Below are 13,871 nucleotides of genomic sequence, written 5' to 3' on the forward strand. Positions count from 1 at the left end.
TAGCCGTTATAACAGTTTTAATAAAAATAATTTGGCAGAAATTCATGGCAGAAGAACTTTATTTCATAAAAACCAATCCAACTATTGCCAAAATTAATTTGTACAATAAGCTTTGCCGTGAAGAAAAAAATGTGCTGAATTTCTTGAACGAAGATAAAAAAACAAGCTTTGAGCTGATTAAAACTAAAATAAAGGATTCTGTAGAAAACCTTACCAAAGAAGAGTTATTACAAATTTTTTCTTGGTTCAGCAATGAATATAAATCAGATCGTGAAGAAGTAAAAACCCAGCTTTTCATTAATGGAATTGATCTTTTTTATGAAATTCCTTCAACGGTTGATGTTGTAAATTTTCAGCAGATTCTATCGGATTATGAAAATTATTCCAAACAAAAATTAAATCATTTGGTTGATGCTCAACATTTCAATCAATTTCTGATTTATGGGATTTTTTATACCGGAATCAAAAATCAGGATAAAAATATTTCAGTAGATATTTTGAAGCAGGATTATAAAAATCTTTATTCTTTTGCAGAAAATCAATTCAGTTCTAATGGAAAGATATTTGAAAATGAAGATCTTGTCCTGAATATTTATAATTATTTCACTGATTTATATGATCTTACGAAATATTACAAGGGTTCTATTATCAAACTTCATGGCTAGTAAATATTCATACAACAAAAGTATTAGCTTATTTAATTAGTTTTCTTAAAAAATAATATCATACCCAAACACTTAAGAACATGAGCTACATTATGGTAGATATAGAATCTGATGGCCCAATTCCCGGAGATTTTTCGATGATCTGTTTCGGAGCAGTTCTTGTGGATGAAGATCTGGAGACCACTTTTTATGGAAAATTAAAACCAATTTCTGATCAATTCAATCCTGATGCATTAGCTATTTCCGGTTTCAGCAGAGAAGAAACGATGGATTTTGATGATCCGAAAGAAGTGATGTTGAAATTCGAAGAATGGATCAAAACAAATTCTAAAGGAAGACCTATTTTCATCAGTGATAATAATGGTTTCGACTGGATGTTTATTTGCTGGTATTTTCATCATTTTATTCAAAGAAATCCTTTTGGATACTCTTCAAGAAGATTGTCTGACTTATATTGCGGGCTCGAAAAAGATACTTTTGCCCAATGGAAGCATCTTCGCAAAACCGAACACACCCATCATCCTGTTGACGATGCCAAAGGAAATGCCGAAGTTTTATTACACATGAAAAAGGAAATGGGCTTGAAGATTAGTTTAAAATAGAGAATATGAATTTACAATACAGAAAAGTTTCAAACAGAGACTAAAAAAAGTATGCCTTTCAGCATACTTTTCTTATTTATAGGTGTAAGGAACAAGAACATCAATAAAATTATCCGACTGATATGGTTCTCCTATCGCACGGAATTTCCAATCACCGTTGTGTCGGTACGCTTCTGCAAAAACCATTGAACACATTCCGTTCATACTTGCATCGCCCGAAAGACTGAATTTTGTAATCTCTTTTCCTCTCGCATCAACTGCCCTGATGAAAGCATTATCAATCATCCCGAAATGCTGTCTGTTCACATTTCCCTGATAAATTGAAACCACAAATACAATTTTCTCATACCGTTGATCCAACTGATCCAATTTTACAATGATCTGCTCATCATCACCGTCACCAGCGCCGGTTCTGTTATCACCCGTCAGCCAAATCTGTCCGCTTGGATGTCTCATGGAATTAAAATAAATAACATCTCCCTGATAAAGAACGATCTGCTTTCCGTCGTGTCGCTGTATTGTTTGTCCCATATTGGCAACTTTTCCGTTGGAATCCAATAAAAAAGCTACTGCATCCAGATCATATTCAGGTTCACTTCCGAATAATCTTCCTAAAAAACCACCCTGTTTACGAACATCCCAACCCAAGCCTATTGTTACTTGGGACAGATCATAAACATCTTCTCCACGGTCATTTTTCCTTAAATTAATAGTTTGACCTTTCTGTAAATTGATCGCCATATTATTTTATAATTTGTCCTTTATAATATTTTTCTAAAAAGAAAGAAAGATCAGCTCTGTAGCCGGTTCCTGAAGCTTCAAATTTCCAGCTTCCGCCACGTTTGTATAATCTTCCGAATTCTACACCTGTTTCTATGGAGAAATCTTCATCAAGCTCATATTTTGCGATTTCCTGATTGCTGATGCTGTCGATAATTCTGATATATGAATTCCTCACCTGTCCGAAGTTTTGTTTTCTTCTTTCAAAATCTTCAATGGTGACTACGAAAAGAATTTCCTCAACGTTTGGATTTACTTTTTCAAGATCAATGATAATAGATTCGTCATCATCGCCATCACTGTTTTTTCCGCTCGGATCATCGCCTGTATGCGTCAAAGCTCCATCGGGAGAGTGTAAATTATTGTAAAAAACAAAATATTCTTCATTTACTAATTTTCTGTCTGCATCAATCATAATTGCAGATGCATCAAGGTCAAAATCATATCCTTTTCCTTCATTCGGATCCCAGCCAAGACCAATGGTCATTTTTGTAAATCCTAGATCTATTCTTTGTCCTTTCTGTAAGTTAATTGCCATAATAATATCTCTGTTGTTTTACTCGAAGTTATGGCTGTTTTAGGAATTTTCCAACATATTTTGTGAGAAAGTTTTATGTAAATTGCAGAATATTAGAAATTAAATTGTTTGAATTAATCAACCATAAAAAAAGTCCGATCAACTTGACCGGACTTCTATATTTTTAAGATATTAATTTAAATATTTTTTAGTTTTGAATATCTTTTTCTGCAACATTATTTCTTGCTTTCGCCAACATTGGAATTGAGATCACCCCCATTACAAGCATGATTGTGATTTGCAACGGTAATGAAATAAATGAATAGGTAAGTCCCATTTCTGCACCAAGATCAGCACTTTTTCCCATTGAAATAAATAAAGCCATAAAACCGAATTTCATTGCTAAATTAAATGCTCCGATTCCTCCACTTGCCGGAATCATCATTCCTAAAGTTCCTACAACAATGATGAAAAATCCGTCAGCAACAGTGAAATTGGATGTTTCAGGAAGTGCAAAACACACTAAGTAAGCTGCAAAATAATAAGAAATCCAGATTCCTAATGTATAAAGGATGAATTTTCCTTTTTGTTTTAATTTAAATATTGATGTTAAGCCTTGAAAAATCCCGTCAATAAAATTAATGATCTTTCCTAAAAACGGAACGGTTGCCAATCTCTTTTTAAACACAAAAAACAAAACTGTCCCTATTATTAAGACTAAAAGACCGATCAGAATTTTATTGGGATTCATAGTAACTCCCGAATTTTCATAAAAAGATACAATCGCTTCATATTTAAAAGCTAGAGTTAATCCTAAAAATCCGATCATACAGACAAGGTCTACTACTCTTTCTAGAATAATGGTTCCAAAAGATTTATCAACCGGAACTTTTTCTACCCCATACAAAGCAGTTGCTCTTGCAACCTCGCCACTTCTCGGAATTGTAAGATTCATTAAATACCCAAAAGATATAGACCAGAGTGAATTGGAATTTGAAATACTGTGTCCCATCGGTTCAAGCATAAGATTCCAACGAATTGCCCTGAACCAATATGCCATAATACCAAAAACGGCAGCAAATGCAACCCAAAAATAATTGGCCTTTACAAGAGATTTCTTGATTACCTTAAAATCAAGTCCTCTAAGAGCGAGCCATAAAAAGAAACCTGCAAACGCTAGTGAAACAACTATCGTAATTACCGATTTTAATGGATTTGACGTTTTTTTCTCCATAAGTTAGGTAAGAAGGTTAGTTTTTTCATCCGGGAAAACGATCTTCGGCTGAAAATCCTTCGCTTCTTCGGGAGTCATCTGAGCATACGCTATAATGATAATGATATCATCTCTCTGAACTTTCCTGGCAGCAGGACCGTTCAGGCAAACTTCTCCTGACTTTCTTTTACCTTTGATAACGTAAGTGTCGAAACGCTCACCGTTATTCACGTTTACGATATAAACCCTCTCTCCTACTACCAAACCGGCAGCTTCGATAAGATCTTCATCGATCGTAATACTTCCTATATAATTAAGGTCTGAAGCCGTAACTCGTACCCTGTGAATCTTAGACTTGAAAACTTCTATTAACATGCTGCAAATTTATTAATAAAAATTAATAAAATGGCCTTTTTAATGATTTTCAAACACGCAGATACACAGCTATTTAATTTTATTAAAAACATTTTTTTTGAAATTTACTTACAGAATCTATAACCATATCGCTAAAACCATTAATACTTTATATGAAATTCAGGATTTAATAAATACGAAAAATAATATTAAATTTTTGCTAAAGTCAATACACATAAGCATTTGGCATGATTTTAGTAACGGCTAACGTAGATTTTCTGTGAAAAGTCAAATTATCATATTTTAACTGTTTTCACTCAAAATCAAAAAAATTGTACAACTTTTCATAAAAAAATTGCACAATTAGAAAATAGTATTATATTTGCTATAATTACGAACTAACTTTAATATTAAAAATTATGAACAAGTCTGAATTAATCGACGCAATCGCAAAAGACGCAGGAATTACTAAAGTTGCAGCAAAAGCTGCTTTAGAATCATTCATCAGTAATGTAACTACTACTTTAAAGAAAAAAGACGGAAAAGTTTCTTTAGTAGGATTTGGTACTTTCTCAGTAGCTGAGAGAGCGGCTAGACAAGGTATTAACCCTGCAACTAAAAAGCCGATCAACATCGAAGCTAAAACAGTTGCTAAATTCAAAGCTGGTGCTGATCTATCTACTGCTGTAGCTACTGCTAACGCACCTGCTCCGGCTGCTGCTAAAAAGAAAAAATAATCATTCAGATTATACAAAAATTCAAACCTCACCGATGGATGAGGTTTTTTTTTGTGCCTATATTTTAAATTTTCTATTAATTACGGTGCTAAACGGGAAATTTTCCAGTCCAGATCATCTAAAGTATAGATAATTCTGTCATGAAGCCTATTCGGTCTTCCCTGCCAGAATTCAATTTCGTAAGGTTTTGCAATGTAACCGCCCCAGTTCTCGGGTCTTGGAACTTCTGTGTTTTCGAATTCCTTTTCCAAATCCTTTAATTTTTGTTCTAAAAACTCTCTATTTGGAATAATCTGACTTTGTGGAGAAACTGCTGCTCCAAGCTGGCTTCCTTTTGGTCTGGAATGAAAATATCCGTCACTTAAATTCTCAGCAATTTTTTCTAAATCAGCTTTTATAATAATCTGTCTTTCAAGATTTGGCCAGAAAAAATGAAGACAGGCCTTATGATTCTTTTCTATCGCTTTTCCTTTTCGGCTGTCGTAGTTGGTATAAAAAATAAAACCCTCGAATGTGTAAGCTTTCAACAAAACCATTCTTGTGCGCGGACAGCCGTCTTCTTCTACTGTTGAAACTGCCATTGCATTGGCTTCCGAGATATTAGGATTCTCGCTAGCTTCCAAAAACCAATCTCTGAATTGCTCTATTGGATTTTGTTTTATCTCACTTTCAATAAGTTGGGATTTCTCGTACACTTTTCTTTGGTCGTGCAGGTTTTCCATAAATATTTTTTATTAAATTTGAGTATGAATTACTCATACAAAGGTAAAATATTAATTTCCACACCAGACATTTCCGGCGATATTTTTTCCAGATCTGTAGTGCTTGTTATTGAACATAACGAAAGCGGTGCATTTGGTTTGATATTAAACAAGAAAAATGGCCAGATGAGTAGTAAGTTCAAAAACTTTTTTGACTTCAAAATTGAGGTCTACGATGGTGGTCCCGTGGAAAATGACAAAGTTTTCTTTATTGTAAAAGGCAAGAAGGTTACTGAAATGTATTCTGATATTTCTGATGATTTTTATCTGACTGAAGATATTGAGAATATTATCAGCTCTGTCCTTAGCGGCGAACTGAATATTGATGATGTAAAAATTTTCTCAGGATATTCCGGATGGTCTGCCGGTCAGCTTGACGGTGAGGTTTTAAAGAAAATGTGGACAGTAGTTGATGTCTATAATTTGGATTATACACTACCTAACGATCAAACGCTTTGGAAATCTATCATGCAAAACCTCGGTGGCGAGTATCTTCTTTGGGCGAATTCACCTGAAGATATTTCATTGAATTAAACCATAATATTATTCTAATAAAAGGGATATAAAACATTAACAAACTTTAAGATTCTCTTAACCAATTTTTAGGAAAATATTCCCGTTATTTGATAAACCAAAAACAAGAAAATGAAAGTACTTACAAACCTTATTTTATTTTTCTTTCCAAGAGTAAATGTAGCTCTGATTCCTATTAAAACAAGACGAAGATTTAAATAAGCAAAAAAAAATTGCTAATAATTCATGGGTACATTCCGTCGAATTATTAAACAATACAAATTCTGATCTATTCAGAATAAAACCCGGTAAAGGACTTTGGAACTTTTGTTGTTTACCGGGTTTGTCAATTTAAAAACTTTTCTTCCAACTTTCCACTAATTCTAAAAAGCGAGAATTTTCAAAAGTCTTATTTCTTATTTTACCTACAGAAAATATGCCTTTCTCGTCAGAAATCATTAAAATTTCTTCGGCTTTCTGAGATTCAAATGCAATTATCTCGTGTTCCTGCGTATCGGCAAGGTTATTTTTATGTAAAAAAGTAACAAAATTTTCCAGTAAAGGAGAAATGTAAGCTCCTTCAGACTGTTTTGGAACTTTAATAATATTTCCTTCCAAGAATAATAAATTTCCAGATGTTGAACGCGCGATTCTTTTGTTAGGATTAAGCAAAATCACATCATCCAGATCGTTTTCCTGAGCGTAAATTCCGCCATAGATATTTTCCGGACTGTGAACTCTGATATTGCTCAGTAAATTATTATTAACGTTGATCTCTTTAATGATATCCAATTCCAAAGGTCTTTGATAAACCGAAAGAATATCATCCATTTCATCAACTTCATAGAAATAAGAAACTGATGACTTGGACAATGTAACTCCGTCTGAATTTCTGAAAACCTGGAAATTAATAATTCCGTTAAGGATTCCTTTTCCTTCAATAATATCTTTCTGAAAAAGTGACTGAAAAAATTCCAACGTATACGTCAACGGAATATTCATCCTCATCTTTCTCATGGAAGCCATCAAATAAAAATAACATTCTTCATCCATGATGAGTTTTCCCTCTCTCACAAAAAAAGAAACTTTTACGGCGTCGCCCATAAGAAACGCTCTATTCTTTACATTTAATTCGTCTGATGTAAAATATTGATTTTCCAATGTCTGATCTGATTTATTTATAAAAAAATAATGAACGATAAATCGTTCATCAGTTTTATCATTTAATGCAACTTAAATTAAGCTGCACCCAATTTAATTCTAAGGTTTTCAATAAGATTTTCCCAATACATTGCGTTTTCCTCTTCATCTCCTTCCTCACAGAAATCTGTAATATTTAAGGCCAAATCTTCGGTAATATCATCAATGGTAATGGTCATTTCAAAGAAATGCTTAGTTCCTTCATCTTCTTCCCATCTGAAACGAACGAAGCCTTCAGGCTTGTATCTGATTAAAGTGGCCTTTTCTTCAGGACCCCCACCCCAACTGAAAAAGAAATCGTCACCTTTCTCTACTACATCATCCGCAAACCATTCAGACAACCCCTCTGCAGTCGCCAGATATTCATATAAAATCTCTGAAAGACAGTGCATTGGAAATTCGTAATGGACTTTATGTTTAGCCATATAATCTTTGTTTTAATCGTCCCGCAATATATAAATTAATTTTTTTATTACACAAAAATGTATTTACTTTTTTGTATAATCTTCATGATATTTATCACAGAAATTAAATAGATGTTTAACATAGTTTTTAAAGTGATACTTTAAGCCTTTAAAACATAAAAACTCTTCAGGTGTGAAGAGTTTTTTATATTGATTTCCGGTTATACCCAAAAACAATTTATCTGTATGATTTTTAGAAGTGAAAATTAAGTTCTATAAATCCAATTTTACCTAATCCAGTTTCACTCCATCCCGTTTTGTTGTCTTTCTGAAAAGTAGAACGGTCTACAATATAGATATATTTGTAATAAAACATAGGTTCTGTAGAAATAGAGAAGTGCGGAGAAATAAAATACTGAACGCCAAAAAAAGCTCCAATACCATTATCATACTGAGGTTTATTAATATTTTTATAATTAGAATATCTTGTAAAAATATCTGCTCCGTAATAAAAATTCCAATTTCTATATCTCTTTAGGTTTCTGTCTACCCCTAATTTGAATGCAAATTGTGTAAAACCACCCTCACTATCGTCTTTTTTAAAATCAAAACCTGTTCTGTAAGACCATTTATTCTTCCCTGTGTATCTATAATTAATGATCATAGCGTTGTCATCGGAAGCGAAAACAGACTTAATAAATTTATTAAGACCAATACCGACCTGATGGCTGGGAATAGCAAATAAACTGTCCTTTTCTGCCTGTGCAAATGAAAAAGAAGCAATGAAAAGAACAAAAAATAATGTAAGAATACGTTTCATAATAAAAAACATCTCAAAGATTGATAAACCTTTGAGATGCGTGTGTTTTTTGTTAATATTTTAATCTAAATAGTTGGCAAAAATATTTTTGATTTTCTGCTCGAAATCACCTACATAAACGTCTGTGTTTTCCATAGTTCCATCAAAGTAAACCACAAAGAATTCTCCTTTTCCGTTTACTGTTTTATAAATGATGTCACCTATTTTTTGACCGTTATAGAATAATTCTGCTTTTGAATTATTATTAATCTGAGCATCCGTAGGATCTGAAAGAGGAGCAAGAGCTTCTACATTCATATTAGCTACGATTTTAAGATTTCCTTCAGTTATTTGAGCTGAAATTGTTTTAAAATCATCTTTAGAAGAAATGTTAGCATAATCAGAATGCTTTAAAGTAACCTGAGCAATAATTTCGCTGTTAGCTCCTTGAGGTGTACTAGCGTTATAAGTAAATTTGAAATCTTTGCTCGTTACTCTCTGCCAAACGATATTCTGTGTTAATGGAGCAGAATAAATCTGAACATTTGCACTGATCGGCATACTGAAGTTTGTGCTGTTATCAAACGTTACATTTGATAATTTCATGCTGAATACAGTATTCCCGCTTCTTTTCAAAGTAATATCAAATGTTTTTGGCAACCAGATTGTCTCAGAGTTATAACTTGTCTGGATATCCGTGTAAGAAGTAAGCGTTAATTCACTATCAACAGCAATTTGATTTTGCACTGATGGAAACTTCAATACTACTGCGTTTGCATTAGCAACTTTAGTCCATGTACTGCTTACCGGGTTATAAGTATAAGTTCCTAACTTATTAGCAAACTGTAATTTATTATCAATTAAAGCATCTCCGAATTGAGTTTCCCATTTCTCTACAACGTTGTTCAAGTAGCTGTCGTCATACTCCTGAGCTGTATTATTGAACATTGTATACAACACATATTTTGAGAAATCTCCGTCATCAATTACATTCAATTTATCATAAAAACCATCGATTGTTTTCTTGATATTTGCTTTGTCTTCTGCTACGGAAGTTGTGTGAGTTGTGTCCTCAACCGAAGTACTACATGCCTGAATCCCAAAGATAGTCGCGACTCCCATTCCAACGAATAGAATAATTTTTTTCATAGTTATTATTTTTTTTTGTGGCGCGAAAGTATATCTTTTTTTCGGATTATTCAAAACTTTAACATTCAAAAAACTATAACTCATTTAAAACCTGCAGAATAATGCCACAGCCTTCTCTTATCTCATCAAGCGAAAGCGTTAATGGTGGAGAAATCCTTAAATATTCATTTCTATATAATTGCCAGAAAACAATTAAGCCTTTATCCATGCATCTTTTTGCAACATTCAAAGTATATTCTGGTGAGCCTAGATTTACAGCTAACATTAATCCCTTTCCGTTAATATTTTTAATTTTCGGGTGAACTAAAAGTTCTCGGAATAATTTTTCTTTTTCCTCCACTTCATTCATTAAACCGCTGTCCAAAACTTCTTTTAAAGTTGCATGACTCGCCGCTGCAATTAAAGGATTTCCTCCGAAAGTTGTGATGTGCCCCAATTTTGGAGAATGAGACAGCGATTCCATAATTTCTCTTGAACTCATGAATGCACCAACAGGCACTCCGCCACCCATTCCTTTTCCCATCACCAGAATATCCGGAACAATGCCGAAATGTTCGAAAGAGAATAATTTTCCTGTTCTTCCGAATCCGGGTTGAATTTCATCTAAAATTAAAAGCGCTCCAACTTCTTCACATCTCTTTTTTAGTTTAATTAAATAATCCCCTTTCGGAACTAAAAAACCAGCTGCTCCCTGAATTGTTTCCAGAATTACACAAGCTGTTTTTTCGGTGATCTTATCGAAATCATTTTCATTATTAAATTCAATAAAAGAAACCATTGGTAACAACGGACGAAATTCTCTTTTATGAGTTTCATTTCCTGAAACACTTAAAGCTCCGTGTGTATTTCCATGATAAGAATCTTTAAAGGAAATAATTTCTTCTCTTCCTGTATATCTTTTGGCTAATTTTAAGCTTCCGTCGATGGCTTCGGCTCCACTGTTAACCAAATAAGTAATTTCTAAAGGATCCGGAGTAGCTTCGGCTAATAATTTACATAATGCGACAGGTTTTTCCTGAGCATATTCGCCATAAACCATTACGTGAAGATATTTATCCGCCTGCTCTTTGATTGCATTCACGATTTTAGGATGAGAATGTCCTAAAGTATTCGCAGAAACTCCTGCCACAAAATCAAGGTATTTTCTTCCGTCTTTTCCGAAAATATAGCTGCCCTCTGCTTTCTCAACTTCAAAACCTGCTGCAAATTTTGTAGTCTGCGCCTGATATGTAAAAAAATCTTTTTGTATTTCCATTTTATTGAAAAATTTTCAGCAAAGCTAAAGAACATTCGTTAAACACCGAAATTATCCTGATAGAATAAAAAAATCACCCTTAATAAAAATTAAGGGCGATTCACCAAATCACAAAATATTAATATATAATTTTCACTGTGTTTTATAAAACTTTTTCTACCGTAACAAAGCTGTTGTTGGTAACGTTATAAGAGGTAGTTCCTCCAATTTCAGAGATCGCTTCTAAAGTAATATACTGTCCCTGAACCGCATATACGGAGAAATCTAAATTGATCTTCCTGTTCGTTCCGTCATAGTTTACCGTATTTTCCAGCAATTGGAATCTTTGAGCATCATTTATATATAATCCTGCTCCGAGCCTATTACTGAATGATCCTGCCGGACCTGTAAAATTTAAGTTCAAATTAATTCTGTACAAACCTGTCTGTCTCACGTATAACCGATTAAGATTGGGAGCAACTGTTGAAACATTTGTTTTAAGCCTTAGCGGATCTGCCAAGAAATTGGGTTTATCTATTAAAGAATTAATGGGCAACAAAACAGATCCCGAAGTTGTAGAAACCGCATTGATCTGAAATCTTGAAATATTATCTGATTCTACTTCAAAGGCCTTGCTCCAAACCAAGCCATCAAAAACCATCGCCTGTCCTGTACTCTTTACAAATAAAAGCATTCCGCGAAGTGCTTCAATTCTTACTGAAGGGGCATTGACACCAGTATAAGGAAGATCAACATCCGCATTTACCGCAGGAAGACCAAAACCTTTTATACCGCTGGCTTCACTCGTATTTGTCATGTACATCATCACCTGATCGTTCCCGTTTGCGTTTGAGTCAGGGTTGGGAATATTCGTAAAATTAACCTGTGCACTGTAGCTATTTAATACAAATAAAAACAGGCAGAATATATATTTTTTCATGACTAATAAGGTTTGATTAAACGGGCAGCAATGTATGAATTGACAGAATTCGTGTCTGTTCCGTAGGCAGCTAAAGCACCACCTGAAACAGCATTAGAGCTTATCTCGGGAACGACTCTCAACTCAGCACCAACAGGCAAGGAAATTGTCTGTGCAAAACTTGAAGTTTTATTTCCCTGTGTATCTATTACAAAAACGATGGAGTAATTTGTTTTAGACACAACCGTTTCCCAATCTGAAGCAGAGGTATATTTTACTTGTAGCGTCAATTTAAATTCTGTAATTCCTGCCTGAAAACCTAAACTTCCTCCTGTAAAACCAAGCGCGACGCCGATGTCATAAATTCCTGCTACTTTTATGGTTACCGTACTTGCATTTTTTAAAGTTAAATTATCTACAAGAACCTGACTCTTATTATCTACTGCAAGATATCCCGGCGTACCTCCCGCAAAACAAAATCCGATTCCGAAAGAAATACACGGAATTGAAACTCCTGTCGATATTCCTAATCTCGAAATTTTAGGCTGAAAAACACCTTGTATCTGTCGGGAAGGATTCCATGAAAATCCATCATACTTATAATATTGATCATCATTTTTGTTATAAATAAGTCCTCCGACAAGATTAGGATAATCATCAAATACATCTGTTGCTGTCGCATTATATTTCGGAAAAGAAGTATAAATATTGGCAAAAGGAAGTATCACTCCGCGAGTCCCGTCCTGAACTTTCACTATATTTTTCACACTGCTTATATCACTTCCTATAACGATTTGACTATAAGCTAAATATTTAAAAAATAGTATCATTATTAATAAAATTCTTTTCATCTTATTACATATTTATTTTTTCAACAATAATCTCTGATACTGCATTTCCCGTTTTACTCATGGCAAAAGACATATTGTCTCCGCCAAAAAGCCCGGTACAAACGCCTGTTCCAATATTTTGAGTTCCACCAAGCGTTAATCTTAACTTGTCTCCGGCATTGAAAACACCAACATAAGTGAACGCCAAAGACTGTCCCACATCAATTGAGCCCGGAGCTAAAGTACTTACTGATAAAGCTCCTGCTGTTGAGCTGCTTGCCGTATTATTAATTGGTCTCCATGTAGCATCAGCAGTTGTACTAAGTTCTAAATTCAAGCTGGACTGCAGATTAATAACAACTCCTAAACAAAGAGGTGTACTGATATCGATAGCCCCACTTTTAAAGGAAATTTTATACAATCCTTTTGTATTGATATTAATAACGTTACTGGTTGCTGCCGCCAAGGAAACATTAGAAGAAATATCATTAAAGCTTGGACTGACATTCGTGAAATTAACATTTTGCGAGGTACACGTCCTAACAGTAACACCACATGCAAATCCACAAGTTCCACAGGTTGAAGTTACTGTTCCCGTTCTGACAAATCGAGCCATCTTGTTATTCTTCATTGTTGAAACAATCTGGTCTGAAATCTTCCAGGTTGTACCATCATTTTGAACAACACTTCCCGTTTCTCTATTGAAAATTATCGAAGCCTGTGTTCCGTTGCCGGTTGTCCCCGTCGCTGAAACTGGAAGCAATGATGTTAAATTAGTTCTGGGTAAACGAGTGGCATTATTATCCTGCTTTACATGCAGTTGTGTTCTCGAATCGGGATTAAAAGAAGCTTCTTTTGAAATCCCAACTTGTGCGGTATTTTTAAGACCATAGATCAAAAAAATAAAAAGGATAATTTTAGTTTTCATTGGTTTTTTTTATAAAATACGTTCTTGACGTAATAAATATATAAAATAATTCCATTTACAATAAAAATAATTCAACGTATAGCATATAATAATGAAAATAATTTATTTCATTTTGACGTGAGATATAAAATTATCAATGAAAACTCAATAACAATAAATATTTAACATTCACTATTCATGGAATAATGTTTTGAAAAAATAAGAAAATAAAAATTCAAAATAAGAAGTTATAGCGGTAATTTTAACAGTTTTAGACAAAAATAAAT

17 protein-coding genes are annotated in these 13,871 nt (G+C 33.8%); 4 read left to right on the forward strand and 13 right to left on the reverse strand.

Annotation, left to right across the window (positions count from 1 at the left end):
• Positions 1-44: 44 nt before the first annotated feature.
• Both AC1Q7L_RS21295 and AC1Q7L_RS21300 read left to right on the forward strand, forming a co-directional pair.
• Positions 45-665 (forward strand): hypothetical protein, encoded by a 621-nt coding sequence (locus tag AC1Q7L_RS21295; RefSeq protein ID WP_492307877.1) that lies wholly within the window; start codon positions 45-47, stop codon positions 663-665.
• Between the two features lie 80 nt (positions 666-745).
• Positions 746-1,267 carry a 3'-5' exonuclease gene (locus AC1Q7L_RS21300; protein ID WP_492307876.1) on the forward strand — a complete coding sequence of 174 codons (522 nt, stop codon included), beginning with the start codon at positions 746-748 and terminating at the stop codon, positions 1,265-1,267.
• 72 nt (positions 1,268-1,339) lie between these two features.
• Here AC1Q7L_RS21300 and AC1Q7L_RS21305 read toward each other — a convergent pair whose 3' ends face one another.
• The 4 genes from AC1Q7L_RS21305 to panD all read right to left on the reverse strand — a co-directional run bounded on the left by AC1Q7L_RS21305 (position 1,340) and on the right by panD (position 4,152).
• Positions 1,340-2,008: a TerD family protein gene (locus AC1Q7L_RS21305; RefSeq protein WP_492307875.1), complete on the reverse strand. Its 669-nt coding sequence runs from the start codon at positions 2,006-2,008 to the stop codon at positions 1,340-1,342.
• Between the two features lies 1 nt (position 2,009).
• Positions 2,010-2,585 carry a TerD family protein gene (locus tag AC1Q7L_RS21310; protein WP_410692214.1) on the reverse strand — a complete coding sequence of 192 codons (576 nt, stop codon included), beginning with the start codon at positions 2,583-2,585 and terminating at the stop codon, positions 2,010-2,012.
• A gap of 187 nt (positions 2,586-2,772) precedes the next feature.
• Complete coding sequence (locus tag AC1Q7L_RS21315; RefSeq protein WP_492307874.1) at positions 2,773-3,798, reverse strand: lysylphosphatidylglycerol synthase transmembrane domain-containing protein; 1,026 nt, start codon at positions 3,796-3,798, stop codon at positions 2,773-2,775.
• A gap of 3 nt (positions 3,799-3,801) precedes the next feature.
• Complete coding sequence (gene panD, locus AC1Q7L_RS21320; protein ID WP_029294648.1) at positions 3,802-4,152, reverse strand: aspartate 1-decarboxylase; 351 nt, start codon at positions 4,150-4,152, stop codon at positions 3,802-3,804.
• A gap of 398 nt (positions 4,153-4,550) precedes the next feature.
• On the opposite strand from panD, the gene AC1Q7L_RS21325 reads away from it, so the two are divergent.
• On the forward strand, positions 4,551-4,868 hold the full coding sequence (locus AC1Q7L_RS21325; protein WP_066755359.1) for an HU family DNA-binding protein: 318 nt from the start codon (positions 4,551-4,553) through the stop codon (positions 4,866-4,868).
• Between the two features lie 80 nt (positions 4,869-4,948).
• Here AC1Q7L_RS21325 and pdxH read toward each other — a convergent pair whose 3' ends face one another.
• Complete coding sequence (gene pdxH, locus AC1Q7L_RS21330) at positions 4,949-5,590, reverse strand: pyridoxamine 5'-phosphate oxidase (RefSeq protein ID WP_492307873.1); 642 nt, start codon at positions 5,588-5,590, stop codon at positions 4,949-4,951.
• 24 nt (positions 5,591-5,614) lie between these two features.
• Here pdxH and AC1Q7L_RS21335 point away from each other — a divergent pair, with 24 nt between their 5' ends.
• Entirely contained in the window at positions 5,615-6,163 is a 549-nt protein-coding gene (locus AC1Q7L_RS21335; protein ID WP_492307872.1) for a YqgE/AlgH family protein, read from the forward strand.
• 330 nt (positions 6,164-6,493) lie between these two features.
• On the opposite strand, the gene AC1Q7L_RS21340 is transcribed toward AC1Q7L_RS21335, so the two are convergent.
• The 8 genes from AC1Q7L_RS21340 to AC1Q7L_RS21375 form a co-directional block, all read right to left on the reverse strand.
• Positions 6,494-7,303 (reverse strand): aminotransferase class IV, encoded by an 810-nt coding sequence (locus AC1Q7L_RS21340; protein WP_492307871.1) that lies wholly within the window; start codon positions 7,301-7,303, stop codon positions 6,494-6,496.
• Between the two features lie 77 nt (positions 7,304-7,380).
• Positions 7,381-7,767: an START-like domain-containing protein gene (locus AC1Q7L_RS21345; RefSeq protein WP_066755352.1), complete on the reverse strand. Its 387-nt coding sequence runs from the start codon at positions 7,765-7,767 to the stop codon at positions 7,381-7,383.
• Positions 7,768-7,999: 232 nt separating this feature from the next.
• Positions 8,000-8,566 (reverse strand): hypothetical protein, encoded by a 567-nt coding sequence (locus tag AC1Q7L_RS21350; RefSeq protein WP_492307870.1) that lies wholly within the window; start codon positions 8,564-8,566, stop codon positions 8,000-8,002.
• 60 nt (positions 8,567-8,626) lie between these two features.
• Positions 8,627-9,694 carry a hypothetical protein gene (locus AC1Q7L_RS21355; protein WP_492307869.1) on the reverse strand — a complete coding sequence of 356 codons (1,068 nt, stop codon included), beginning with the start codon at positions 9,692-9,694 and terminating at the stop codon, positions 8,627-8,629.
• 73 nt (positions 9,695-9,767) lie between these two features.
• Positions 9,768-10,943: an aspartate aminotransferase family protein gene (locus AC1Q7L_RS21360; protein ID WP_492307972.1), complete on the reverse strand. Its 1,176-nt coding sequence runs from the start codon at positions 10,941-10,943 to the stop codon at positions 9,768-9,770.
• A 148-nt stretch (positions 10,944-11,091) separates the two neighbouring features.
• A complete protein-coding gene (locus AC1Q7L_RS21365; protein WP_410692205.1) occupies positions 11,092-11,868 on the reverse strand; it encodes a hypothetical protein in 777 nt (258 codons plus the stop codon).
• Positions 11,869-11,870: 2 nt separating this feature from the next.
• Positions 11,871-12,677: a hypothetical protein gene (locus AC1Q7L_RS21370; RefSeq protein WP_492307868.1), complete on the reverse strand. Its 807-nt coding sequence runs from the start codon at positions 12,675-12,677 to the stop codon at positions 11,871-11,873.
• 25 nt (positions 12,678-12,702) lie between these two features.
• Positions 12,703-13,605, reverse strand: a complete 903-nt coding sequence (locus AC1Q7L_RS21375) for a hypothetical protein (protein WP_492307867.1) — start codon at positions 13,603-13,605, stop codon at positions 12,703-12,705.
• Positions 13,606-13,871: the final 266 nt, after the last annotated feature.

It is taken from the genome of Chryseobacterium sp. GW823-FHT05E08, assembly GCF_058795655.1.